The following is a 23,780-nucleotide window of genomic DNA, read 5'->3' on the forward strand; positions in this document are numbered from 1 at the left end:
CCCCGTGTGTACGAGGGTGATGTGCTGGCGGGCAATTGGCGGCGGCCGGGCAAGGGCAAGATCCCGAAGGTGCCCGCCGAACTCGACCTGGTCGTGGAGGACGCCGACAGCGGCTTCTGCGGCGCCGTGGTGGCCTGCGACAAGGAGGCCGTCACCCTTGAGGACCGGTTCGGCAAACGCCGTCTGTTCCCGCTGGCGCCGGCCGCGTTCCTGCTGGAGGGCAGGGCCGTGACGCTGGTGCGCCCGGCGGCCGCGGCCCCGGCGGGGCCCAGGCGCAGCGCGTCCGGGTCCATCGCCGTGGAGGGGCTGCGGGCCCGGGTCGCCAAGGAGAGCCGGATCTACGTCGAGGGCGTGCACGACGCCGCGCTCGTGGAGAAGATCTGGGGCCACGACCTGCGCGTCGAGGGGGTCGTGGTCGAGTACCTGGAGGGCGTCGACGACCTGCCCGCCATCGTGGCCGAGTTCGCCCCCGAGCCGGGCCGCAGGCTGGGCGTGCTGGTCGACCATCTGGTGCCGGGGTCGAAGGAGAGCCGGATCGCGGCCCGGATCACCTCGCCGCACGTGCTCGTCGTGGGTCATCCGTACATCGACATCTGGCAGGCCGTCAAACCGTCCGTGCTGCGCATCCCGGGCTGGCCCGACGTGCCGCGCGGGGTGCCGTGGAAGGAGGGCGTGCTCGCCGCACTGGGCTGGCGCATGGAGCCAGCGGACGCCTGGCGGCGCATTCTGGGCGCCGTCTCGTCCTACACCGACCTGGAGCCGGAGCTGCTCGGCCGGGTCGAGGAACTGATCGACTTCGTTACGGAGGCATCATGAGCCAGGACCCGCCGCCCGACGACTCCACCCCCGACGTCCCGCCTTCCGACGTACCCCGTGACCAGGGCTCGGGCCCACAGCTCGGCTACGGCCAGCAGCCGGGCTCCCAGCCCGACTACGGACGGCAGCCGCCGAGCCAGCCCGGCCCCATGTCCTCGCCGCCCCGATACGTGCCCCCGCCGCCGGGCTACGGCCAGCCCCCCGGCCACGGCCAGGCCCCGGGCTACGGGCAGCAGCCGGGCTACGGCTACCCCGCCGGGCCGTACGTGCCCGGCAGGTTCGGCCCGCGCCGCGGCAGCGACGACACCACGATGGCCATGCTCTCCCACCTGCTGGGCCTGCTGGTCTCCTGGATCGGCCCGCTGATCATCTACCTGATGAAGAAGGACGAGTCCCCCTACGTCAGGGACCAGGCCGCCGAGGCCCTGAACTTCCAGATCACGATGTTCATCGGCTACCTGGTGGCGAGCGTGCTGACGATCGTGCTGGTCGGCCTGCTGCTGTTCCCGATCGTGTGGATCGTGTCGCTGATCTTCCACGTGCAGGCGGCCATCGCCACCAACCGGGGCGAGAACTACCGCTACCCGTTCGCCATCCGCCTGATCACATGAGCTCGGTGATCAGGGCGTCGGCCAGCAGCCGCCCCTTGAGGGTGAGCACCATCCGGCCCGCCCTGAACGGCTCGGGCTCCAGCAGCCCGCGCGCCAGCGCGCTCGCCACGGACGTGCGCGCGCCGGGGGCGACCTCGGCGAGCGGGTAGCCGGAGACCAGCCGCAGCTCCAGCATCAGCCGCTCGGCGGCCCGGTCGTCGCCGGTGAGCACCTCGCGCGCGTGTGCGGGCGAGGCGCCCGCCGCCAGGCGCTGGGCGTAGGCGGCCGGATGCTTGACGTTCCACCAGCGGGTGCCGCCGACGTGGCTGTGGGCGCCGGGGCCGGCGGCCCACCAGTCGCCGCCGGTCCAGTAGAGCAGGTTGTGCCGGCAGCGGGCCTGCTCGGAGGTCGCCCAGTTGGACACCTCGTACCAGCCGAAACCGGCCTCGGTCAGCATCTTCTCGGCGATCAGGTAGCGGTCGGCGGCGACGTCGTCGTCGGGCATCGGCAGCTCGCCGCGCCGGATCCGGGCCGCGAGCCTGGTGCCCTCCTCCACGATCAGCGAGTACGCCGACACGTGGTCGGGCCCGGCCTCGATCGCGGCGGCCAGCGAGGCCCGCCAGTCGTCGTCGGACTCCCCCGGCGTGCTGTAGATCAGGTCGAGGTTGACGTGCTCGAACCCGGCCGCCCGCGCCTCCTTGACGGCCCGCGCCGGACGGCCCGGAGTGTGCCTGCGGTCGAGCACCTGCAACACGTGCTCACGCGCGCTCTGCATGCCGAAGCTGACCCGGTTGAAGCCGCCCTGACGGAGTTTGTCGAGGTAGGCGGGGTCGACGGACTCGGGGTTGGCCTCGGTGGTGACCTCCGCCCCCGGCCGCAGCCCGAACTCGGCGTCGATGGCGGCCAGGACGCGCGCCAGGTCCTCGGGAGGCAGCAGCGTGGGCGTGCCGCCGCCGAAGAACACCGTCTCCACGGGCAGGTCGGCGTCGCCGAGCACGCGCCGGGCCAGGCGCACCTCCGCCACGACCGTGTCGGCGTAGTCGCGATGGGAGGCACCGGGCCCTAGCTCGGCGGCCGTGTAGGTGTTGAAATCGCAGTAGCCGCAGCGGGTGACGCAGAAGGGCACGTGCACGTAGAAGCCGAACGGGCGCTCGCCGAGCCCGCGCAGCGCGCTGTCGGGCAGCTCGCCGGAGGCGGGCGCCGGATCGCCGTCGGGCAGGGTGGATGGCACGTCATCCAGTGTGCCTGCTCACGGGTGTGCTCCGAGCCATCGAAGGAGGCGGCACATGACGGGCGTCGGAATCGTGGGCGCGGGGATCTCCGGGCTGACGCTGGCCCTGCGACTGCAGCAACTCGGCGTCGCGACCACGCTCTACAGCGAGGGCGACGCGGCCGACCTGGGCCGCGGGCGGCTGCCGAACACGGTCGGCAGGATGGGCCGCGCGCAGGACCGCGAGCGGGAGCTGGGCAGCCTGCACTTCCTCGACCCGGGCTGCCTGCTGGTCAGCGGCAGCCTCTCGATCAAGGGCGATCCGCCGCTGGAGTTCACCGGCCGCGTGACGGAGCCGTTCCACGGGGTCGACTTCCGGGCGCTGCTGCCGGCACTCATGGACGACTACACGAGCAGGGGCGGCCACCTGGTCGTCGATCCCCTCCCCCCGGACGCGGGCCAGGTCGCCCGCTGGTCGCGCGGGCACGACCTGATGGTGGTGGCCACCGGGCGGCGCTCGGTGCGCGAGCTGTTCCCGCGCGTTCCGGCGTGGTCTCCGTACGAGGAGCCGCAGCGGATCCTGGCCGCCGGGCTGTTCCACGGGTTCGATCCGGGGCCGGCCTTCGGCTTCAACATCTCGCCCGACTGCGGCGAGATCCTGTGCATGGCGATGATGACGCGGTCGGGCGTGCGGGGCGGCGTCCTGGTCGAGGCGATCCCCGGCGGGCCGCTCGACGTGCTGGCCCGGGTGCCCGCCGACGAGTTCTGCAAGACGCTGCTCGCCCTGCTGCCCGAGCACGCGCCGCGACTGGCCGAGCAGCTCGATCCGGCCGCGTTCGAGCTGCTCGGGCCGGAGGACCTGCTGCAGGGCGCGATCACGCCGGTCGTCCGCGAGGCGGTGGCCGAGTTGCCCGGCGGCGGCGTGGCGCTGGCGATCGGCGACGCCTGGGTCACCAACGACCCGATCACCGGGCAGGGCGCGAACCTGGGCTCGGCCTGCGCCTGGATCGCGGCCGACGCCATCGCGGCGGGCGGGCCGTACGACGCGGCGTTCGCGCGGGAGACGGCCCGGCGCATGTGGGTGGCGGCCGAGCCGGTCGTCGCGTGGACGAACGCCTTCCTGCGGCCTCCGGCGGAGCACGTCCTGACCCTGCTCTCCGCCGCCGCGACCAGGCAGGAGGTGGCCGATCTGGTGCTGTCGCTGTTCGGCGACCCGGCGCGCGCGTGGCGGCTGTTCTCCAGCGCCGAGGAGGTGGCGCGCGTCGTTGACGGCACGGGGTGACGGTTCTACGATCGCGTCAACTTATAGGAAAGTTTCTTATAAGTTCCCCCCCAGGAGCGCCCGTGAAGAAGATCCTCCTCGCACTCTCGCTCTTACTCGGGCTCACGGCGGTGTCCGCGCCCGCCGAGGCCCATCCCGGATTCAAGCGGGTCGCCTACTTCATCCAGTGGGGCGTGTACGGGCGCGACTACCACGTCAAGGACGTGGACACCAGCGGCGCCGCCGCCAAGCTCACCCACCTCAACTACGCCTTCGGCTTCGTCAACGCCGAGGGCTCCTGCTACTCGGCCGACCCCTGGGCCGACTGGCAGCGCCCGGTGCCGGCCGAGCAGAGCGTGGACGGCGTCGCCGACCAGCCGGGCCAGGCGCTCAACGGCAACCTCAACCAGCTGCGCAAGCTCAAGGCCAAGCACCCCGGACTCAAGGTGCTGATCTCGCTCGGCGGCTGGACCGGGTCCAAGTACTTCTCCGACGCCGTGCTCACCGCCGAGTCGCGGTCCGCGCTGGCCCGGTCGTGCGTGGACCTGTGGCTGCGCGGCAACCTGCCGGGCCTGGAGCCGGGCGCGGGCGCCGGCGTGTTCGACGGCGTCGACCTGGACTGGGAGTGGCCGGGCTCGGCGGGCAACGACGGGAACGTGATCAGGCCGGAGGACCGGCGGAACTTCACCCTCTTCGTCGAGGAACTGCGCGCCCAGCTCCGGGCCTTCTCGGCGAGCTCCCAGCTCACGGCCTTCCTCCCGGCCGCCGCCGCGAAGATCGACGCCGGGTTCGAGGTGCGCCGCGTGTTCCGGTCGCTCGACTTCGCCACCGTCCAGGGGTACGACCTGCACGGCACGTGGGAATCGCGGACCGGGCACAACGGGAACCTGTTCAACGACCGCCGCGACCCCAACCCCGTCAGGTACAGCGTGGACCAGACCGTCCGCGACTACCTGTCGCGCGGCGCGCCCGGCCGCAAGATCGTCGTGGGCGTGCCCGCGTACGGGCAGGGCTGGACCGGCGTGACCGGCGGCGGCGACGGCCTCTGGCAGCCCGCGACCGGACCGGCCGCCGGCAAGTGGGGGCCGGGCAGCGAGGACTACAAGGACCTGGCGGCCAAGCCCGGCAAGCGCTACCGGGACCTGCGCACCGGCGCGATGTGGCTGTACGACGGCAACGAGTTCTGGTCCTACGACGACCCGGCGTCGCTGCTGCAGAAGGCGGCCTACATCCGGCTCAAGGGGCTGGGCGGCTCGATGATGTGGTCGATCGACCAGGACGACGCCCGCGCCTCCCTCACCTCGGCCCTGTACGCCGTCCTGCGCTAGACGGGCGCCCGGCCGGTGGACGGTCGCTGGCCGCCCGCCCGGCCCGCCCGCGCGGCCATCTCGTCCCACTGCGGGTCGTGACCGGGGACCGCGAGCACCCGGGCCAGCGCGTCGGCGTCGCCGTGGCGGGCGCTGAAGGCGTCCGCCACGGTCATGCCGGTCTCCGGGCGCGAGACGATCTCCACCTCGTCGCCCGCGCCCAGCTCGCCCGGCTCCACCACGGCCAGGTAGGCGCCCGGCCGCGCGGCCCGCGTGAAGCGCTTGAGCCAGCCCGGCTCGTCCATCCAGTTGCGGAACACCACGCAGGGGGTGCGCGGGCCGGTCACCTCCAGCAGGGCGCTGCCGACGCGCCACCGCTCGCCCACCAGGGCGCCGTTGACGTCGAGGCCGGCGGTGGTCAGGTTCTCCCCGAAACGGCCGTCGCGCAGGTCGCGGCCCAGCTCGCCCTGCCACCAGTCGTAGTCTTCGCGGGCGTAGGCGTAGACGGCGTGGGTGGGGGCGCCGTGGTTGGGCGTGTCGGCCCGCTCGTCGCCGGCCAGGCCGTTGCGCAGCACCGCCACCCGGTGGGGCACGGGCCGCTTGTCGATCGCCGTACGGCCGAGCTTGCCGGCCCATTCCGCGTCGGACGACAGCCCGACGTTGACGGAGAGGATGCGCATGCCGCGACGGTAGCGGACGGACGGGCACGTGACGCACCGATTTTTCCGCTTTTCTCAGCCCATCGACGCCGAAGAACGGATATGTGCCCATTCGGCCTGTTCGCCGAGCCGTCACCCGCGCCTGTCGCCCGGCTCCGGCGCCACCCGGGCGAGCTGGGAGTCGGCGTCGAACTCGGCCAGCTGTAACAGGGTCTCCAGGGCCGCCTGCCTGGTCTCCTCGACCGAGCCGCCGCGTTCGCCGAAACACTCGGCCGCGACGTCGAGCAGCGCCGCCACCACCGCCGCGTCGGGATAGGGCACGTCGACCACCACTCTGCCGTCGCCGCCCACCTCGGCGGGTCTCAGGTGAAGCCGCAGCAGCCGCCGGGTCTCCTCCGCCACGGCCACGCCCAGCACAGCGGCACGCTCGAATCGCTCAGAAGCAATCACGTCACCCTCCAGTAGCACTGGTGTTCGGGAACAGCAAAGGTAGCGACCGGCACCGACAGAATCGGCCCTCCCGCTCTCGGCAAGGCCGCGGAAAGGCCCCGGAGGCCGGTCACGCGGGCGGCCGGCGGGGTGGCTACGCTCGAACGGTGAGCGGTTTGATCATCGAAGTCGCGGACCTGTCCGTCGAGCTCGGGGGCAATCCGGTGCTCCGGGGCCTCGACCTGGCCGTCGAGCCGGGTGAGGTAGTGGCGGTCGTCGGGCCCAACGGCTCGGGCAAGTCCACGTTGCTGCGCTGCCTGGCCGGCCTCCAGCCCGCCACCTCCGGCGAGGTCCGCGTGTTCGGCGCCGAGCCCGCCGACGACGCGCCCTTCTGGCGCCGGGTGGCGCTGCTCGGCGACGAGCCCGCCTGGTACCCGGGGCTGACGGCGCGCGAGCACCTGGAACTCATGGGCGCCGTGTACGCCGAGGCACGCATGACGGTGGATTCGGCGCTGGCGGAGTTCGCGCTGACCGAACGGGCCGACGCGCCGCCGCTCAACCTGTCCACCGGCCAGCGCCAGCGCCTCTGCCTGGCCGCCACGCTGCTCAGGCCGAGCACGCTGCTGCTGCTCGACGAGCCCGAACGCGGCCTCGACGTGGCCTTCCGCGTCCGGCTCGGCGAACTCCTGGCGGAGTACGCCGACGAGGGCGGCACCGTGGTGATGGCCACCCACGACCAGACCCTCGCGGGCGCCGCCCGCCGGGTCTCCCCCGCGGGGGTGCCCGCATGAGCGGCCACGACGCCGTCGCCCGGGAGACCGGCCTGACGGGGAAGGCGGCCGGGCGGTGAGCGCGGGCGAGGTGAGCGCGGGCGAGGTGAGCGCGGGCGAGGTGAGCGTGCGGTCGGTGCGGGCGTTCGTCCGGGCGCGCGGGCGGGCCCCCGCGGGGCTGGTCGATCGTTACGTCAGCCTGTTCGGCCTGTGCGTGCTGCTCGCCGTCGTCGGGCAGCCGCTGTCATCCGTGGTGTCCGGTCTGGGCGGGACGGTCGAGCCGGGGCGGATGGGCGCGGGCGTCGCCCTGGTGCTGCTGGGGTTCGCGGGCTGCCTGGCGCTGGCTCGGGTGGCCGGGCCGGTGATGGTGCCCGCGGCTGAGGCGTCCTGGTTGCTGACCTCGCCGCTGGACCGGCGGCGGCTGCTCGGGCGTACCGGGCGGGTGCTCATGTTCGTCGCGCTGGTGGCGGGGTTGCTGCTCGGGCTCGCGCTGCTGGCGGCGCTCGGCGCGCCCGGCGCGCTGGTGTGGCGACTGCTGGCGGCGCTGGCGCTGGCGACGGCGGCGAGCGTGGCGGGCATGGCGCTGGCGATGCTCGCCCAGTCCTCCCCGACCTGGCACCTCTGGCTGACCGGCGTGCTGGTCGCGCTCCTGGTGCTGGCCGTGGTCGCCGTCAGCGGCCAGGCCCGTACGGCGCTCGTGGCCGCCGCGAACGCGCCGCCGCCCGTGCTCGCCGCCACGGCGTCGGCCATGGCGGCGCTCGCCGCCGTCCTGGCCCGCCGGGCGTGGAGCTCGCTGGCCGCCATCCCCACCCGCCTGCTGCTGACCGCCTCCACCCGGGCCGGGCACGTCACCAACGCCGCCGTCACCCTCGATCCCGGCGCACTGAGCTGGATCGCCGAGGACAACCACTGGCGGGCCAGGAAGCTCGCCTCACGGCCGTGGCCGGGGCTGCCCGCGCCGCTCGCGCTGGCCTGGCAGGACTGGGTGCGGCTCGGCCGCCGGCCCTGGCGGCTGGCGGCCACGGCCGCGAGCGCGGCGTTGCCCGCCGTGTTCGCCCAGGCGGGCGCCGCTCCGGCGGCTCTCGGGCTGGCCGTGCTCGGCGGGGCACTGACGGTGGCGGCGTCCGGTACGTCCGGCGCGCGCCGGGACGCCGACAACCCCGCCCTGGCCCGGCTGACCGGCGTGGGCCGGCGTCCGGCGCTGGCGGCACGGGCGCTGCTGCCCGGCCTGCTGGGCGGCGCATGGGCGGCCCTGGCCCTGGCCGGTGTCGCGACTGTGGGCGGCCTTCCGTCCGGTACGTGGTTGTTCGGGCTGCTCATCGGGCCCGCGCTCGCGGCCGGCGCGCTGCGGATGGCCAGGAGGGGGCCGGTCGACCATTCGATGCCGGTCATCGACACCCCCGGCGGCGCGGTCCCGACCGGCCCGGTGTTGTGGGCGGCGACGGGCGCCGACCTGGCGCTGCTCGGCTGCCTGCCCGCGGTGGTCGCGCTGGCCACCGGGCCTGTCGCGCCGGGCGCGTTCCTGGCGGCCCAGGCGGTGGCGGGCCTGGTGGCGCTGGCGGGCGTCCTGGTGAGGCCCCGTCCGGGCCGGCGTACCCGCCCCTGAGGAGTCAGGCGACGTAGAGGTCGCTCGGCACGCCGCCGTACGGGATCGTGCGCTCCCTGTGCAGGCCCGCCTTCTCCGCCACCCGGCGGGACGGCTCGTTGTCGTCCCCGATCAGGGCCACCACGGTGCCGAGGCCGCGCCCGACGCGCAGGGCCGCCCTGGCGAGCTCGACCGCGTACCCGTGGCCCCAGGCCGTGGGGCGGAAACGGTAGTACAGGTGGAGCACGTCCTCGCCGTCCAGGGCCGCGTGCCGCAGGCCGCCGATGCCCAGCACCTGCGACCCCCCGGTCAGCCGGGCGGCCCAGTAGCCGATCCCCCGTTCGGCCCAGTCGGCCAGCCACAGGTCGAGCATGGCCCGGCTGGCCTCCAGATCGACGGTGGGCCCGGCGGAGCTGTAGACGTTCGTCCGCGGGTCGGAGTGGATCTCGTGCACGGCTTCGAGGTCCTCCGGGCACACCCGGGAGAGGACCATTCGCTCCGTTCGCACCACTTCCACCCTTTCAGGGTAGCCGCTTCCATCGCTAGGCTATCGATAGCAATCGAATAGCGATTTGGGAGCGCCGATGGACATCGCCCGCGTGCAGGCCTCGCTGCGTCTGATGGCGCGCGGCCTGGAGGAGCTGGCCGCCGCGCTGGGCGAGGAGGAGCTGGGCGAGGCCGAGCGCACGGCCCGGGTCATCGCGGAGTGGGGGCGCCGCGGCCTCACCCAGAAGGAGGCGTCGGCGCTGTTCCAGCGGCACGGCTTCGCCCCGCAGACCACCGGCGGCTGGACCCGCGGCGACTGGGTGGAGCTCGGCGACGACGGCCTGCGCTACCTCACCGCCAAATCGCACGCCTGGCTGGAGGAACGATCATGACCTTCTCGGTACGCATCGCCGTACGCGGCTACGAGCTCGACACCCAGGGCCACCTCAATAACGTGGTCTACCACCAGTACGGCGACCACGCCCGCTGGGAGTGCCTGCGCGCGGCCGGCATCTCGATCGACGACCTGCGGGAGGCCGGCGTCGGCCCGGTGACTCTGGAGAACACCATCCGCTTCCACCGCGAGCTGCGCGCCGGTGACGAGGTGGAGGTGACCTGCGCGTTCGAGTGGGGCGAGGGGAAGACGTTCAGGATCAGGCAGGAGTTCAGGGGCACGGACGGCGAGCCGGCCGCCGAGCTGACCGGCGTCGGCGGGCTGATGGACCTGCGGGCCCGCCGCCTGCTCCCCGACCCCGGCCGGCACTGGCGGGCGCTCGCGCGAACGCCCGCCGTGCTGGGCCTGTAGCGGCTACTTCTTGGTCTTGTCGGCGGCGCTGGAGTCGGTGGACAGCGCGGCGACGAAGGCCTCCTGGGGCACCTCGACGCGGCCGACCATCTTCATCCGCTTCTTGCCTTCCTTCTGCTTCTCCAGCAGCTTGCGCTTACGGGAGATGTCACCGCCGTAGCACTTGGCCAGGACGTCCTTGCGGATGGCCCGGATGTTCTCGCGGGCGATGACCCGGGCGCCGATGGCGGCCTGGATCGGCACCTCGAACTGCTGCCGCGGGATCAGCTCGCGCAGCTTCTTGGCCATGTCGACGCCGTAGGTGTAGGCCTTGTCCTTGTGGACGATCGCGCTGAAGGCGTCGACGGCCTCGCCCTGCAGCAGGATGTCCACCTTGACCAGCTCGGCCTCCTGCTCGCCGGCGGGCTCGTAGTCGAGCGAGGCGTAGCCGCGGGTGCGCGACTTGAGCTGGTCGAAGAAGTCGAAGATGATCTCGCCGAGCGGCAGCGTGTAGCGGATCTCGACGCGGTCCTCGGACAGGTAGTCCATGCCGAGGAGCTGGCCGCGCCGCCCCTGGCAGATCTCCATGATCGCGCCGATGAACTCGGCCGGCGCCAGGATCGTGGACTTGGTGACCGGCTCGAAGACCTGCGCGATCTTGCCGCCCGTCGGGAACTCGGACGGGTTGGTGACCGTGAGCTCCTTGCCGTCCTCCATGACCAGTCGGTAGACCACGTTGGGCGCGGTGGAGATCAGCGACAGGCCGAACTCGCGCTCCAGGCGCTCGCGCACGATCTCCATGTGCAGCAGCCCGAGGAAGCCGACGCGGAATCCGAAGCCGAGCGCCGCCGAGGTCTCCGGCTCGTAGACCAGCGCGGCGTCGTTGAGCTGGAGCTTGTCGAGCGCCTCGCGCAGCTCGGGGTACTCGTCGCCGTCGATCGGGTAGAGCCCGGAGAACACCATCGGCTTGGGGTGCTCGTAGCCGGCCAGCATCTCCTTGGCGGGCTTGACCGAGGAGGTGACGGTGTCACCCACGCGCGACTGGCGCACGTCCTTCACGCCGGTGATCAGGTAGCCCACCTCGCCGACGCCGAGGCCGCGCTCGGCGGGCTTGGGCTCGGGCGAGATGACGCCGATCTCCAGCGTCTCGTGGGTGGCGTTGGTGGACATCATGAGGATGCGCTCGCGCTTGCTCAGATGGCCGTCGATGACCCTGACGTACGTCACGACGCCGCGGTAGGTGTCGTAGACGGAGTCGAAGATGAGCGCCCGCGCGGCGGCGTCGGCCTGGCCCACGGGCGCCGGCACGGTCGCCACCACGTGGTCGAGCAGCTCGCGCACGCCCACGCCGGTCTTGCCCGACACCTTGAGCACGTCGGAGGGGTCGCAGCCGATCAGGCCGGCCAGCTCCTCGGCGAACTTCTCCGGCTGGGCCGCGGGCAGGTCGATCTTGTTGAGCACCGGGATGATGTGCAGGTCGGCGTTCATGGCCAGGTAGAGGTTGGCCAGGGTCTGCGCCTCGATGCCCTGCGCGGCGTCGACCAGCAGGATCGCGCCCTCGCACGCCTGCAGCGACCGGGACACCTCGTAGGTGAAGTCGACGTGCCCGGGGGTGTCGATCATGTTGAGGACGTGGCCGTCCCAGGGCAGCCGCACGGCCTGCGACTTGATCGTGATGCCGCGCTCGCGCTCGATGTCCATCCTGTCGAGGTATTGCGCGCGCATGGAGCGTTCGTCGACCACGCCGGTGATCTGCAGCATCCGGTCGGCAAGGGTCGACTTGCCGTGGTCGATGTGCGCGATGATGCAGAAGTTGCGGATCAACGCGGGGTCGGTCTGGCCAGGCTGAGTGCGCACCGAAGTCCGTTTCGACAGGGTTGAGGTCAAGCGTCTTTCATGGTGACATGCCCAGATGATTATCCGGACCGTCATCCGCCGCGGCCTGCGCCTGGTCGCGCTGGCCTTGGCCGTCGTGGTGGCGCTGGCCGGCCTGCTCGCCGTCGCGCTCCGTCTCCAGTTTACCGGTGCCCCGGCGGCCTGGGCGAAGAGCACCGGCAACGACGCCCTCTGGCTCGGCCACGCCTGGGTCGACGGCCGCCGTACGGAGCAGGACGTGGAGCAGTTGGCCGGACGCCTTCGCGCCACCGGCATCAAGGACGTGTACGTCCATTCCGGCCCGTTCGAGTGGGACGGCCGCCTTGACCCCGCCAAGCACCCCAAGGCCGCAGATTTCGTGACATGGATGCATCGGCACCTGCCCGGCGTCCGCGTCTCCGCCTGGCTGGGCCAGTCCGTCGAGAACGGCCTCGACCTCGACGACGCCGCGTCCCGCGCGAACGTCCTGGCCGGCGTGGCCGCAATCATGAAGGCGGGCTACGACGGCGTCCACTACAACTTCGAGCCGATCGGCGACGGCGACGACGAGTTCCTCGACCTCCTGGACCGGACGAGGACGTACACGAAGCTGCTGTCCACCTCGACCCCGCAGATCGAGCCCTATCCCCTCATGCGCCCGGCGGGCAGGCTCGTCCTGGGCCACGACAAATACTGGTCGCAGGGCTACTTCCAGAAGGTCGTGAACCGGGTGGACCAGGTCGCGATCATGACGTACGACTCGGGCGCCCCCACACAGTCCCTCTACGGCGGCTACGTGGCAAGGCAGGCCGCGCTCGCCCTCGACCTCGTCCCGGACGGCAAGTCCCTGTTCGTCGGCGCCCCCGCCTACCACGACCACGGCCTGCCCTGGCTGGACGCCGCCGAGAGCGTGGCGATGGCCGCCGAGGGCGCCCGGCTGGCGCTGTCCGGCCACGGCCGCCGCGAGCGCTTCGGCCTGGCCCTGTACGTCGACTTCGCCGCCACCGAAGAGGACTGGAAGGAGTACATGACCCGCTGGCTGGCCTAAACTGAGAACACCTGGTGCGTTGATTTGAGCAGCCACCTGGGTTATTGGTACCCTGTTCACTTGCGTGTGGCGCGCCCTCTCATCGAGCCCGCGCGCCCCATCCATCCTTAGACTTTCACCGAGGCTTCTTCGTGGCGAACATCAAGTCCCAGATCAAGCGCAACAAGCAGAACGAGAAGGCGCGTCTGCGCAACAAGGCGGTCAAGTCCTCTCTGAAGACGGCCGTCCGCAAGTTCCGCGAGGCCGCCGAGCAGGGCGACGTCGAGCAGGCCGCGGCGCTGCAGCGCGTCGCCGCCCGCCAGCTCGACAAGGCCGTCAGCAAGGGCGTCATCCACAAGAACCAGGCCGCCAACCGCAAGTCGGCGATCGCCAAGCAGGCTGCCGCCCTGGCCGCCAAGTAAGCTCTGGCCGCCCGGCGACAGCCGGGCGAGCGCTGACGCCGCACTCCTCCATGGGGTGCGGCGTTCTTGGTTTTGTGCACTTCTTGTCACAGTTTCGATATCACATCGGCATCGCCGCCGGGTATCGGCTGAGCATCCCTTGACAAGATCACCTTGCCTCTCGTCCGCCCTCTCCGTGAGGGTTCACTAAACGGACGAAGGGGGACACATGCGGGGGCCGTTGGTCGTCAAACGGGCGTTCAGCGAGCCTTTGCTCCTCCTGGCCGCGTTCGGCTCGATCCTGCTGGCCACCACCACGCTGGTGGCGCTCACCATGTACGCCTCCTCCATCGCCGACGCCGGTGTGCGCAGGACGATGGAGACCGCGTCCCTGCGCCAGACGTCCGCGACGATCAGCGCGCCGGTCACCGACAAGACGTTCCCCGTCTACGACCGCGCGGTACGCGCCGAGCTGGCCAAGGCCTACACCAAGGCGCCGGCGCTCACCACGAGCTTCCGCTCCGACTCCTACGCCATGCCCGGCCAGGAGAAGCAGGAGCGGCCCGAGCTGCTCAGGTTCGGCAGCTACGACGGCCTCGACCAGCACGCCAAGCTCGTCTCCGGCGCGTGGCCCAAGCCCGCCGACGGCCGGGTGGAGGCGGCGGTCTCGCTGTCGGCGGCCTCGGCGGCCGGGTTCAAGGTCGGCCAGGAGCTGACCACCGTGGGGCGGTTGTCGCCGGAGCCCGTCCAGGTGCGCATCACCGGCGTGTTCCAGCTGGACGACCCCTTCGGCGAGCGCTGGACCGGGGAGCAACTGCTCAGCAGAGGCGTCGAGCGCGGCGACTTCACCACGTACGGGCCGTTGATGGTCTCGCGCGAGACGTTCATCGCCCGCTTCGCCACCAACGTGAACGCCACCTGGACCGCCGAGCCCGACCTGCGCTCGCTGACGCCGGCCCAGCTCCGCCCGCTGGCCGTGGCGGTCGGCGAGGTGGGCGCGCACCTGAAGGCCGGCGACTGCCCGAGATGCGTGACCACCAGCCGCCTGCCCGAGATGCTCACCCAGCTCGACACCGCCTCGCTGGTGGCCCGTTCGACCATGCTGATCCCGGTGCTGCAGTTGCTGCTGCTGGCGGCGTACGCGCTGATGCTCACCGCCCGGCTGCTGGCCGACCACCGGCGCATGGAGGTGGCGCTGCTGCGCTCGCGCGGCGCGGGCACGATGCGGCTGGCCGCGCTGGCCGGGGGCGAGGCGATGCTGGTCGCGGTCCCGTGCGCGGTCGTCGCGCCGTTGCTCGGGCCGCCGCTGCTCGGGCTGGTGAGCCGGCTTCCCTGGATCAAGGCGTCCGGCGTGCGGCTCGACCCCTCGGTCGGCCTGGGCACGTTCCTGGTGTCGGTGGCCGTGGCCCTGGCCTCGGCGGTGCTGCTGGTGCTGCCCGCGCTGGCCGGCGCGCGGCGCACGTACGTGGAGGAGCAGTCGGCGCGCGGGCGCGGCGGCGGGCGCGGGCTGATCGAGCGCGCGGGCGCCGACGTGGCGCTGCTGGTCGTGGCCGGCCTCGCGATCTGGCAGCTGCAGCACTACGGCGCGCCGGTCACCACGACCGCGGGCGGCGGGCTCGGCATCGACCCGCTGATCATCTCCGGTCCCGCGCTGGCCCTGCTCACCGGCGGCATGCTCGGCCTGCGGCTGGTCCCGCGCATCTCCGCGGTGGCCGAGCGGATCACCTCCAGGCGCCCGTCCCTCGCCCCGGCGCTCGGCGCGTGGCAGGTCAGCAGGCGCCCGCTCAAGTACGCCGGCCCCGCGCTGCTGCTCACCATGGCCATCGCCATCGGCATCGTGTCCATGGCCACCGCCGCCACCTGGCGCGCCTCCCAGCTCGACCAGGCCCGCCACCAGGCCGGGGCCGACCTGCGCCTGTCCGGCCCGCCGGACGCCCCCGAGCTCGGCCCGCTGGGACGCGGCACGGCGTTCACCGCCCTGCCCGGCGTGACCGCCGCCTCGCCGGTCTTCCGCGGCCAGACCGAGGTCAGCAGCGAGAACGCCATCCTCATCGGGATCGACGCGGCCAAGCTCGGCACACTGTTCCAGCTCCGCCCCGACCTGGCCGACCGGCCCATCGCCGAGATCTCCCGGGCGCTGACCGGGCCGCAGGCGGGCAAGCTGGACCTGCCGGGACAGCCGGCCGCGCTCACCCTGCGCGCCACGACGGACGCCGACCTGCCGGTGCGGCTGGTCCTGTCCGACGCGCTCGGGGTGTGGCGCGACGTGTCGCTGGGCGTGCTGAAGGCGGGCGAGAACACCGTCGACGTGGACCTCGCGGCGCTGGCGGGGCGGAACGGGAAGATCACGTACCCGCTGTCGCTGCGCGGGCTGGTCACGAGCGCGCCGCCCTCCGGCAGCGGGACGCTGACGGTGACCGGGATCAGCGCCGACGGGCGGCCGGTGACCGCGCCCGCCGTGTCGGTGAAGGCGACCGGACGGCAGCCCGCGGCGGCCGCCTTCGGGGCGCCGTCCGTCCGGGGACCGCTGCCCGTGGTGCTCACCGCCGGCCTGGCCGGCTCGCTCAAGCTGGGCGTCGGCCAGGTGGGACGGGCCAGCATCGACCGCAGGGTCATGGACGTCAAGGTCGTGGCCGTCGTGGAGACGATGCCGACGACGACCGCCGGGCAACACGCCGTACTGGCCGACTGGGGGACGATGCAGGCTCAGGATCTGGCGGCGGCGCAACTGCCCAGGCCCGCCACCGAGTGGTGGCTGGCCACCCCGGACGGCCGGGCGGCGGCGGCGCTCACCGGCCGTCCCGCATGGGACGTCACCGCGATCGACCAGCGCGCCCTGGCCGCCAAGATGCAGGACGACCCGCTGGCCAGCGGCCTCCAGGGCGCGCTGATGCTGGGCTTCCTCGCGGCGCTGGTGTTCGCGGCGCTCGGCTTCCTGGTCAACGCGGCGGTCGCGGCCCGCGAGCGGATGAACGAGTTCGCGATCCTGCGGGCGCTCGGCGTGAGCTCCCGGCAGGTGTTCGGGATGCTGGCGATCGAGCAGACGTTCGTGATCGGGCTGTCGCTGGCGGCCGGGACCGGGCTCGCCGTGGTCGTGGGCATGCTCGTGGTGCCGCACATCGTGCTGACCGGGCAGGCGTCGGCGGTCACCCCAGGCGTGGTGCTCGACATCCCGTGGGGCGCCACGGGCGCCATGCTCGCCGGGGTGGCCGCGGTGCTGCTCGCCATCGTCGCCGGACTGGCGCGCAACCTGCGCAGGCAGGGTCTCGGCATTCGGGAGGAACAGTGAGGATCCCGCTGCTGGCCCGCACGCACCTGGGCGCGGTGGCCGTGCTCTTCGTGCTGACGCTGAGCGCCTGCCTGCTCGTCGCGGGGCTGCCCAGGGCGATGCAGTCGTCGTTCGACCAGGCGCTGCGCGAGGCGCTCAGGACCGCGACCGCCGAGCAGGCCGACCTGACCGTGACGGTCGCGTCGATGTCGAAGGAAGAGGACCTGCACGAACGCGACCAGTTCGAGTCCAGGGACCGGCGCTGGCGCCAGCTCGTGCCCCCGGCGCTGCGGTCGCTGGTGGTGCCCGCCGGCACGGGCGACAGCCACATGAGCGCCAAGACCGAGGTCACCCCGATCAACGGCTCGGGCGGCACCATGTTCATGAACCTCGGCTGGCTGTCCGACGCCGAGCGGCGGGTGGACTGGGTGCAGGGGCAGGCGCCGGGCAAGCCCTCGACCACCCGCTTCGAGGGCGAGACGATCCCGCTCATCGAGGTGGGCCTGGTCGAGTCCGCGCTGACCGCGATGGACCTGAAGATCGGCCAGGTCAAGGTGCTCGGCGAGAGCCACTACGTGGCGGTGAAGCTGGTCGGCGCGTTCAGGGCCAAGAAGGCCGACGACCGTTACTGGAGCCACAACAGCGACATCCTGACCGTCACCAGGATGTTGCCGCCGGGCAAGATGGAGTTCGAGAAGCACATCACGACGATCATGTCCGACGACGGGCTGACCGCGCTCAGCGGCGACGGGCGCAACCTGTCCTACAACTGGGTGCTCCCCATCGCCCCGGACAAGGCCGACGCGCTGGCCACGACAGACCTCCGGACGGCCGTCGGCGAGTTCGAGCGGGTGATCGGGTTGCAGGCGTCGGGCTCGTACAGCCCGTACCGGGTGCTGACCGCGCTGCCCAAGCTGCTGACGGACTTCCTGGCCGCCCAGTCCACCGCGCAGACCGTGATGTACCTGGTGCTCGGTGGCCTGCTGCTGGTCGCGGTCGGCGTGATCGTGCTGGCCGTGCAGTTGCTTTCCGGCCGGCTCGACCACACGCTGGCGCTGACGCGGGCGCGTGGCGGGTCGCTGGGGCAGGTGGCCGGCACCGGCGCGGCGCTGACCGCGCTCGCCGTCGTGCCCGCCGGGCTCGCCGGGTACGCGCTGTCCTGGTTCGTCCCCGGGCCCGTGCTGCCGATCGTGCACGTCGGGCCGCTGCTGGTGATGCTGGCCGCCGTCGGGTACACCGCCGCGGGGCTGGCGGTCACGCACCGCGTGCCGCTGCACGAGCAGCGTGCGGACGTCAGCACCGCCCGGCCGTCCGCCCGCCGGCTCACGCTGGAGGTGCTGGTCGTGGTGCTCGCGCTGGCCGGGGCGTACCTGCTGCGCACCCGCGGGTTGGCCGCCTCGGCCGGGTTCGACCCGTTCCTGCTGGTGGTGCCGATCGCGCTGACGCTCGCCGCGGCGGTGATCATCCTGCGCTGCTACCCCTACCCGCTGCGGCTGCTCGTCCGGCTGGCCGCGCGGCGGCCCGGGGCCGTGCCGTTCCTGGGGTTGACCAGGGCGGCCAGGGCGCGCTCCGCGTCGGTGCTGCCGGTGCTCATCCTGCTGCCCGCGCTCGGCGTGTCGGTGTTCGCCGCGGTGATCTCCGACGGGCTGGTGAGCACGCAGCGGCTGGCGTCCTGGCAGCAGGTGGGCGCGCCGGTCAAGGTCACGTCCCGGATCGAGATCCAGGCCGACGCGATCGAGCGGGTGCGCAAGGTCGCGGGTGTCGAGCGGGTCGTGCTCGCGCAGACCGGCCGGGTCCAGGTCGGGTACGGCGCCGAGCGCGCCGAGGCCATCGCCGTGAACCTGCCCGAGTGGCGGCGGCTGCTGGCGGGGGCGCCGATCGGCGTGCCCACCGGCGGCGGCGCCTTCGTCTCCCCCGACCTGAAGGGGCGCGGCACGTACGAGATCGGCTGGCAGTCGCGGCTCAAGGTGCCCGAGGGCGGTGTGATCACCTCCGTGCCCGGCTTCTACAACCAGGGCAAGTTCGTGATCCTGCCGATGGACTCGCTCGTGCGGCCCGCCGTGAACACCCTGCTCATCGGCGGCAACCCCGCGCTCGACGAGCTGCGCCGGCTGGTCCCGCTCGGCACCGTGGAGTCCCAGGCGCTGGCCCTGGCCGCCATCCAGGACGACCCGCTGACCAGCACCGTGCGGACCACGCTGGTCGTGGTCACGGTGGCGCTGGCCGCGTACGCGCTGGTCGCCGTCATCCTCTCGCTGGTGATCGGGGCGGCCGACCGGGCCAGGGCGCTGTCGTTCCTGCGCACGCTGGGGCTGTCGGACCGGCAGGCGCAGCGGCTCACCGTCCTGGAGATCATGCCGATGATCCTGCTGACCGCCCTGGCCGGCCTCCTGCTCGGCCTCGGGCTGCCCGCGGCGCTCGGGCCGGGCGTCGACCTGTCCTCCTACGCCGGCGACCTGCCCGTCGGTGACTACTCCCTAGACCTGATCACGCCGACCGCGCTGGCGGCCGGGCTGGCCGTCGTGGCCGTGCTCGGCGCGTACACGCACACCGCCATCAGCCGCCGTCGCAGCCTCGGCGCCGTCCTTCGAGTGGGGGACCTCACATGAACCCGACCCTGTCAGAGCTGGAAGCCAAGGCCACGCGGGAGAAGACCGCGTTCGGCGCCGACGCGCACATCGTCTGCGACAACCTGGTGCGCATCTACAAGACCGAGGGCGTCGAGGTCGTCGCCCTGCAGGGCCTCGACCTGGTGATCGACAAGGGCGAGCTGGTGGCCATCGTCGGCGCCTCCGGGTCGGGCAAGTCCACGCTGCTCAACGTGCTGTCGGGGCTCGACGTGCCGACCGCCGGGGTGGCCAGGGTCGCGGGCACCGACCTGCTGGCGATGACCGCCAAGGACCGGCTGCGCTACCGGCGTTCCGTGGTGGGCTTCATCTGGCAGCAGACCGCGCGCAACCTGCTGCCGTACCTGACCGCCAGGGAGAACGTCGAGCTGCCCATGAAGCTGGCCGGCGGCGGCCGGGCGCGCCGCGCCCGCGCCGGCGAGCTGCTGGAGCTCCTCGGCGTCGGCTACTGCGCCGACCGCCGCACGCCCGAGATGTCGGGCGGCGAGCAGCAGCGGGTCGCCATCGCCGTCGCCCTGGCCAACGAGCCGCAGCTCATCCTGGCCGACGAGCCCACCGGCGAGCTCGACAGCGAGACGTCCGAGCAGGTCTTCGACTCCCTGCGCAAGGCGAACCGGGAGCTCGGCGTGACCGTGGTCATCGTGACCCACGACCCGCTGGTGTCGGAGCAGGTGGACCGCACCGTGGGCATTCGCGACGGACGTACCAGCAGCGAGACGCTACGGCGCGAGGGCGCCGAGGGGCAGATCGTCGCCGAGGAGTACGCCGTGCTGGACCGCGTGGGCCGCCTGCAGCTCCCCCGCGACTTCATGAACGCCCTGGACATGGAACGCCGGGTGCGCCTCGAACTCGAATCCGACCACATCGGCGTCTGGCCCGCCCGAGAGGAGCCCTCCCATGAGCAATGAGCCCCTGGTCGTGGTGGAGGGGGTCCGCAAGGTCTACCGGAGCGGGCCCAAGGAGGTCGTCGCGCTGCGCGAGGTGTCCTTCGAGGTGTTCCCCGGCGAGCTGGTGGCGGTCCGCGGACGTTCGGGGTCGGGCAAGACCACGCTGCTCAACCAGATCGGCGGCCTGGACCGTCCCGACGCCGGACGGGTCGTCGTGGACGGGCGCGAGGTCACGTCCATGTCCGAGGACGCCCTGCTGGAGCTGCGCCGGGACGTGGTGGGCTTCGTGTTCCAGTCGTTCGGGCTGATCCCGGTGCTGTCGGCGGCCGAGAACGTGGGGGTGCCGATGCGGCTGGCCCGCGTGCCGTCCGCCGAGCGGGAGGAGCGGGTCCGGCTGCTGCTGGCGCTGGTGGGGCTGGGGCAGCACATGAACCAGCGGCCGTACGAGCTGTCGGGCGGGCAGCGGCAGCGGGTGGCGATCGCCCGGTCTCTGGCCAACCGGCCCAGGTTGCTGGTGGCCGACGAGCCGACGGGGCAGCTCGACTCGCAGACCGGACGGCAGATCATGGAGCTGTTGCGGGCGCTGGTGCGCAGCGAGGGGGTGACGGCGCTGGTCGCCACGCACGACCCCAGCCTGATCACGCTGGCGGACCGGGTGCTGGAGATCAGCGACGGCATCGTCCGCGAACCCGCCCTCACCTGACCCGGCCGCTCCTCCCCCACCCGCGCCGGGCCGTCACCTGATCCCGATCGGCGGCGGCCGGCGGGGGCGCGGGCCTGGGCGAGCGCACCACGGCGGCGAGGTTGGCGACGGCGACCACCACCCCACCGGTGACCATCAGCACCCCCATCCCGGTCACGCCCGCCAGCGGCGCCGCGACGGCCAGCCCCACCGGCCGCGCCGCGAACGAGATGAGCTGGTCGAACGACCGCACCCGCCCCAACGCCCCTTCAGGGATCTCCTCAGCCACCACCGTCTCCCACAACGGACTGAGCACCCCCAGCCCCACCATGGCCACGAAGTACGCCACCGCGACCACCACGGCCGACAGCCCGAACCCGACCGCCACCGGCAAGGCCACCATCGGCAGCAGATAGAGCGCGGCCCCCACCTGAACGGCCACCAGCGGCCTGCGCACCGGCAACCGCGGCGCGACCAGCACCCCCGCCAGCAGCCCGACCGTGCCGCTCTGCACGATGATCATCCAACCGGCCTCGCCGCCCAACCGCTGCACGGCCGCCACCGGGCCCAGGGTGAGGAACAACCCGGCCATGAAGTGCCACACGCCGTGCGCCAGCACACAGACCAGGAACCACGGCCGCCCCTTGACCTCCCCGAACCCCTCGGCCAGCTCCCGCCCGAACCCAACCCCCCACCGCCGCCGCCCGGCCTCCCCGCCGGAGACCGCCTTCCGCTCCCCCACGACCTCCGCCCCGCCCACGGACGCGCCATCCCCACCGACGACCCCGCCGACGACCCCACCGAGAGTCAGCGCCGAGCACGCGAACAACACCGCCGTGACCCCCGCGGCCCACCCGGGCCCGGCGGCCAGCGTGAGCGTCCCCGCGAGCGCCGGCCCCAGGACCGCCGACAGGCTGGTCACCACCCCGATCCGGGCGTTCACCCGCAACCTGTCCGGCCCCGGCACCACCGCCACCACCAGCCGCGGCACGGCAGGACTCCCGAACGCGATCGCCGCCCCCGATACCGCCGACAACACGGCGAGGTCGGGGACCCGATTCACCCCGGCCAGCAGCTCGACCGCCATGAGCCCCTGCGCCAGGCATCGCGTGAGGTCGGCGAGCAGCACGACCCGTCCGGGCCTGACGCGGTCGGCCAGCACGCCACCGACCGGCAGCAACAACAGCAACGGCACCATCTCGCAGGCCAGCACCAGCCCCAGCGCCTCCGCCGACCCCGTGGCGCGCAGCACGGCCAGGGTCAGCGTGGTGGGGATCATGGCCGTGGCCAGCGCGGACATGCAGCGTCCGGCCAGCAGCCGGTTCCTGGGCCCGGCGAACAACGAAAACGACATGACCCAGAAGGTATTTCGTCAGCGAATGATTCGTCAACAAATTACTTGTTGGCGTATGATCCTGTGCTGTGGAGGACTCCGTCGATCGTCATCTGGCCCGCTGGCGCGGCAAGGCGCCCTTCGACGAGCGGGTGGAGGGCATCGTGACCCGCATGCAGGCGCTGGTGAAACACCTCGGCCACGCCAAGGCGGCCGCGCTGGCCCAGACCGGCGTCCAGGACTTCGAGTTCCAGACGCTCCACCGGCTGGCCGCCCACAACGGCACCGCCACCCCCACCGAGCTGGCCGCCGAGCTGCTGCTCTCCCCCGCCGGCATGACCGGCCGCCTCGACACGCTGGAGAAGGCAGGTCTGGTACGCCGCGTCCGCAGCACCGAAGACCGCCGTCGCGTGGACGTCGAGCTCACGCCCAAGGGGCACGACCTCTGGACGGACGCCATGGCCGTCCTGGCCGTGCTGGAGACGGCCCTGGTGAACACCCTCTCCCCCGACGACCAGGACACCCTGGACAACCTGCTCAAACAGCTTCTGCTCTACGTGGAGACGAACCCGAATCAATTGCATTGAGACCGGCGAGCGTCCGGTGGTACCCATGCTGGGATGACACTTCCGACACCGGAGACCACATGGGCGTGACGCCGTTCCGCATAGAGGTTCCCGACGACGTACTCGACGACCTGCGCACCCGTCTCCGCAACGCCAGATTCGCCCGCTCGCTGGACCACCGCCCCTGGGAGGGCGGAACGGACCCGGCATACCTGCGGGACCTCGTGACGTACTGGGCCTACAGGTTCGACTTCCGCGCCCAGGAAGCCCGCCTGAACGAGCTGGACCACTACAGAGCCCCCGTCCAGGGACGAGACCTCCACTTCATCCGCATCCCCGGCACCGGCCGCGCCCCGCTGCCCGTCCTGCTCTGCCACGGCTGGCCGAGCAGCTTCCTGGAGATGCTGCCCCTGGCAGCACGCCTGGCCGACCCCGCCCGGTACGGCGGCGACCCCGACGACTCCTTCGACGTCGTGATCCCGTCGATGCCCGGCTTCCTCTACTCCGACCTGCCGGACGAGCCCCTCACCCGAGCCGCGATGGCCCGCATGCTGCACCTGCTCATGACCGAGGTCCTGGGCCACGAACGCTACGGGGCCTTCGGCGGCGACATCGGCGGGGCGGCCGTCGGCTGGCTCGGCGCCCTCTATCCGGACCAGGTGACCGGGATCCACCTCATCCATCCACCCGCCCCCGCGTCCCTGGACGTCCCGCCGCTGACCCCGGACGAACAGGCCTTCCTGGACGCCGAAGCGGCCTACGACCAGCGCGACGGCGGTTACAGCGAGATCATGCTCACCCGTCCCGACACGATCGCCGCCGCCCTGCTCGACTCACCGACCGGCCTGGCCGCGTGGATCGTGGACAAGCTGCGCGCCTGGAGCGACTGCCACGGCGACCTGGAATCCCGGTTCGACCGCGACACCCTGCTCACCATGCTGACCCTCTACTGGACCACCGGCTCGATCGGCACCTCGTTCAAGTCGTACTACGACTGGCCCCGCAACCCGCCGCGGCCGCCCATCACCGTGCCGTCCGCCGTCACCCTCAGCCACGAACCCTCCGTGGCGAGCCTCCCCCGCAGCTTCGCCGAACGCGCCCTGACCGACCTGCGCCACTGGAACACCCCCACCCGAGGCGGCCACTTCATGCCCCTGGAAGAACCGGCCCGACTGGCGACCGACATCACCACGTTCTTCCGCCCCCTGCGCCACCCCTGAGAAGCACCGCCGGGGCGC

At 72.6% G+C, this 23,780-nt stretch carries 22 protein-coding genes; 16 read left to right on the forward strand and 6 right to left on the reverse strand.

Annotated elements, in window-relative coordinates:
• The first annotated feature begins 6 nt into the window (after positions 1-6).
• Positions 7-816: a DUF3097 domain-containing protein gene (locus ABZ444_RS36140; protein WP_357985309.1), complete on the forward strand. Its 810-nt coding sequence runs from the start codon at positions 7-9 to the stop codon at positions 814-816.
• A complete protein-coding gene (locus ABZ444_RS36145; RefSeq protein WP_358007107.1) occupies positions 813-1,427 on the forward strand; it encodes a DUF4870 domain-containing protein in 615 nt (204 codons plus the stop codon). The genes ABZ444_RS36140 and ABZ444_RS36145 overlap by 4 nt, the downstream gene beginning before the upstream one ends.
• Here the strand turns inward: ABZ444_RS36145 and hemW are convergent.
• On the reverse strand, positions 1,420-2,637 hold the full coding sequence (gene hemW / locus ABZ444_RS36150; protein ID WP_358007110.1) for a radical SAM family heme chaperone HemW: 1,218 nt from the start codon (positions 2,635-2,637) through the stop codon (positions 1,420-1,422). The two genes, ABZ444_RS36145 and hemW, sit on opposite strands and share 8 nt — an antisense overlap.
• A gap of 55 nt (positions 2,638-2,692) precedes the next feature.
• Here hemW and ABZ444_RS36155 point away from each other — a divergent pair, with 55 nt between their 5' ends.
• Together ABZ444_RS36155 and ABZ444_RS36160 are read left to right on the forward strand one after the other, a co-directional pair.
• Positions 2,693-3,898 (forward strand): styrene monooxygenase/indole monooxygenase family protein, encoded by a 1,206-nt coding sequence (locus ABZ444_RS36155; protein WP_358007113.1) that lies wholly within the window; start codon positions 2,693-2,695, stop codon positions 3,896-3,898.
• 62 nt (positions 3,899-3,960) lie between these two features.
• Positions 3,961-5,205: a glycoside hydrolase family 18 protein gene (locus ABZ444_RS36160; RefSeq protein ID WP_358007116.1), complete on the forward strand. Its 1,245-nt coding sequence runs from the start codon at positions 3,961-3,963 to the stop codon at positions 5,203-5,205.
• Here the strand turns inward: ABZ444_RS36160 and ABZ444_RS36165 are convergent.
• The gene (locus ABZ444_RS36165; protein WP_358007119.1) at positions 5,202-5,864 is read right to left on the reverse strand and encodes an MOSC domain-containing protein; all 663 of its coding nucleotides are present in this window, start codon (positions 5,862-5,864) and stop codon (positions 5,202-5,204) included. The two genes, ABZ444_RS36160 and ABZ444_RS36165, sit on opposite strands and share 4 nt — an antisense overlap.
• Positions 5,865-5,975: 111 nt before the next feature.
• Positions 5,976-6,293, reverse strand: a complete 318-nt coding sequence (locus ABZ444_RS36170; protein WP_358007122.1) for a hypothetical protein — start codon at positions 6,291-6,293, stop codon at positions 5,976-5,978.
• Positions 6,294-6,439: 146 nt separating this feature from the next.
• On the opposite strand from ABZ444_RS36170, the gene ccmA reads away from it, so the two are divergent.
• Both ccmA and ABZ444_RS36180 read left to right on the forward strand, forming a co-directional pair.
• Positions 6,440-7,063, forward strand: coding sequence for a heme ABC exporter ATP-binding protein CcmA (gene ccmA, locus ABZ444_RS36175; protein ID WP_358007125.1), 624 nt, complete (start codon positions 6,440-6,442; stop codon positions 7,061-7,063).
• A gap of 55 nt (positions 7,064-7,118) precedes the next feature.
• Positions 7,119-8,648 carry a DUF6297 family protein gene (locus ABZ444_RS36180; RefSeq protein WP_358007128.1) on the forward strand — a complete coding sequence of 510 codons (1,530 nt, stop codon included), beginning with the start codon at positions 7,119-7,121 and terminating at the stop codon, positions 8,646-8,648.
• A 4-nt stretch (positions 8,649-8,652) separates the two neighbouring features.
• Here the strand turns inward: ABZ444_RS36180 and ABZ444_RS36185 are convergent, their stop codons facing one another.
• Positions 8,653-9,135, reverse strand: coding sequence for a GNAT family N-acetyltransferase (locus tag ABZ444_RS36185; protein ID WP_358007131.1), 483 nt, complete (start codon positions 9,133-9,135; stop codon positions 8,653-8,655).
• Positions 9,136-9,211: 76 nt separating this feature from the next.
• On the opposite strand from ABZ444_RS36185, the gene ABZ444_RS36190 reads away from it, so the two are divergent.
• Together ABZ444_RS36190 and ABZ444_RS36195 are read left to right on the forward strand one after the other, a co-directional pair.
• Complete coding sequence (locus ABZ444_RS36190) at positions 9,212-9,505, forward strand: hypothetical protein (RefSeq protein ID WP_358007134.1); 294 nt, start codon at positions 9,212-9,214, stop codon at positions 9,503-9,505.
• Positions 9,502-9,918: an acyl-CoA thioesterase gene (locus ABZ444_RS36195; RefSeq protein ID WP_358007136.1), complete on the forward strand. Its 417-nt coding sequence runs from the start codon at positions 9,502-9,504 to the stop codon at positions 9,916-9,918. Before ABZ444_RS36190 ends, ABZ444_RS36195 begins: the two co-directional genes overlap by 4 nt.
• A gap of 3 nt (positions 9,919-9,921) precedes the next feature.
• On the opposite strand, the gene lepA is transcribed toward ABZ444_RS36195, so the two are convergent.
• Positions 9,922-11,754: a translation elongation factor 4 gene (gene lepA / locus ABZ444_RS36200; RefSeq protein ID WP_358007138.1), complete on the reverse strand. Its 1,833-nt coding sequence runs from the start codon at positions 11,752-11,754 to the stop codon at positions 9,922-9,924.
• 55 nt (positions 11,755-11,809) lie between these two features.
• On the opposite strand from lepA, the gene ABZ444_RS36205 reads away from it, so the two are divergent.
• The 6 genes from ABZ444_RS36205 (at position 11,810) to ABZ444_RS36230 (ending at position 20,664) form a co-directional block, all read left to right on the forward strand.
• Positions 11,810-12,799, forward strand: coding sequence for a hypothetical protein (locus ABZ444_RS36205; RefSeq protein WP_358007140.1), 990 nt, complete (start codon positions 11,810-11,812; stop codon positions 12,797-12,799).
• A gap of 131 nt (positions 12,800-12,930) precedes the next feature.
• A complete protein-coding gene (gene rpsT / locus ABZ444_RS36210; RefSeq protein ID WP_106235424.1) occupies positions 12,931-13,200 on the forward strand; it encodes a 30S ribosomal protein S20 in 270 nt (89 codons plus the stop codon).
• A 208-nt stretch (positions 13,201-13,408) separates the two neighbouring features.
• Positions 13,409-16,468, forward strand: coding sequence for an ABC transporter permease (locus ABZ444_RS36215; protein WP_358007143.1), 3,060 nt, complete (start codon positions 13,409-13,411; stop codon positions 16,466-16,468).
• Positions 16,465-19,056 carry an FtsX-like permease family protein gene (locus tag ABZ444_RS36220; protein WP_358007146.1) on the forward strand — a complete coding sequence of 864 codons (2,592 nt, stop codon included), beginning with the start codon at positions 16,465-16,467 and terminating at the stop codon, positions 19,054-19,056. The genes ABZ444_RS36215 and ABZ444_RS36220 overlap by 4 nt, the downstream gene beginning before the upstream one ends.
• Positions 19,053-19,982 carry an ABC transporter ATP-binding protein gene (locus ABZ444_RS36225; protein WP_352352447.1) on the forward strand — a complete coding sequence of 310 codons (930 nt, stop codon included), beginning with the start codon at positions 19,053-19,055 and terminating at the stop codon, positions 19,980-19,982. Before ABZ444_RS36220 ends, ABZ444_RS36225 begins: the two co-directional genes overlap by 4 nt.
• Positions 19,972-20,664, forward strand: a complete 693-nt coding sequence (locus ABZ444_RS36230; protein WP_357985262.1) for an ABC transporter ATP-binding protein — start codon at positions 19,972-19,974, stop codon at positions 20,662-20,664. The genes ABZ444_RS36225 and ABZ444_RS36230 overlap by 11 nt, the downstream gene beginning before the upstream one ends.
• On the opposite strand, the gene ABZ444_RS36235 is transcribed toward ABZ444_RS36230, so the two are convergent.
• Positions 20,657-21,997, reverse strand: a complete 1,341-nt coding sequence (locus ABZ444_RS36235) for an MFS transporter (RefSeq protein ID WP_358007149.1) — start codon at positions 21,995-21,997, stop codon at positions 20,657-20,659. The genes ABZ444_RS36230 and ABZ444_RS36235 overlap by 8 nt on opposite strands.
• Positions 21,998-22,065: 68 nt before the next feature.
• Here ABZ444_RS36235 and ABZ444_RS36240 point away from each other — a divergent pair, with 68 nt between their 5' ends.
• Both ABZ444_RS36240 and ABZ444_RS36245 read left to right on the forward strand, forming a co-directional pair.
• On the forward strand, positions 22,066-22,563 hold the full coding sequence (locus tag ABZ444_RS36240) for a MarR family transcriptional regulator (protein ID WP_358007152.1): 498 nt from the start codon (positions 22,066-22,068) through the stop codon (positions 22,561-22,563).
• Between the two features lie 59 nt (positions 22,564-22,622).
• A complete protein-coding gene (locus ABZ444_RS36245) occupies positions 22,623-23,762 on the forward strand; it encodes an epoxide hydrolase family protein (RefSeq protein ID WP_358007154.1) in 1,140 nt (379 codons plus the stop codon).
• The last annotated feature ends 18 nt before the right edge of the window (positions 23,763-23,780 follow it).

The sequence above is a fragment of the Nonomuraea sp. NPDC005730 genome (genome assembly GCF_040630865.1).
Taxonomy (GTDB): Bacteria; Actinomycetota; Actinomycetes; order Streptosporangiales; family Streptosporangiaceae; genus Nonomuraea.

Excerpts from the sequence above, each read along its gene's own strand:
- ABZ444_RS36145 (WP_358007107.1), top strand. The coding sequence starts at position 813 with ATGAGCCAGGACCCGCCGCCCGACGACTCCACCCCCGACGTCCCGCCT.
- ABZ444_RS36155 (WP_358007113.1), top strand. The coding sequence starts at position 2,693 with ATGACGGGCGTCGGAATCGTGGGCGCGGGGATCTCCGGGCTGACGCTG.
- ABZ444_RS36165 (WP_358007119.1), bottom strand. The coding sequence starts at position 5,864 with ATGCGCATCCTCTCCGTCAACGTCGGGCTGTCGTCCGACGCGGAATGG.
- ABZ444_RS36190 (WP_358007134.1), top strand. The coding sequence starts at position 9,212 with ATGGACATCGCCCGCGTGCAGGCCTCGCTGCGTCTGATGGCGCGCGGC.
- ABZ444_RS36195 (WP_358007136.1), top strand. The coding sequence starts at position 9,502 with ATGACCTTCTCGGTACGCATCGCCGTACGCGGCTACGAGCTCGACACC.
- ABZ444_RS36205 (WP_358007140.1), top strand. The coding sequence starts at position 11,810 with ATGATTATCCGGACCGTCATCCGCCGCGGCCTGCGCCTGGTCGCGCTG.
- ABZ444_RS36215 (WP_358007143.1), top strand. The coding sequence starts at position 13,409 with ATGCGGGGGCCGTTGGTCGTCAAACGGGCGTTCAGCGAGCCTTTGCTC.
- ABZ444_RS36225 (WP_352352447.1), top strand. The coding sequence starts at position 19,053 with ATGAACCCGACCCTGTCAGAGCTGGAAGCCAAGGCCACGCGGGAGAAG.
- ABZ444_RS36230 (WP_357985262.1), top strand. The coding sequence starts at position 19,972 with ATGAGCAATGAGCCCCTGGTCGTGGTGGAGGGGGTCCGCAAGGTCTAC.
- ABZ444_RS36235 (WP_358007149.1), bottom strand. The coding sequence starts at position 21,997 with ATGTCGTTTTCGTTGTTCGCCGGGCCCAGGAACCGGCTGCTGGCCGGA.
- ABZ444_RS36245 (WP_358007154.1), top strand. The coding sequence starts at position 22,623 with ATGGGCGTGACGCCGTTCCGCATAGAGGTTCCCGACGACGTACTCGAC.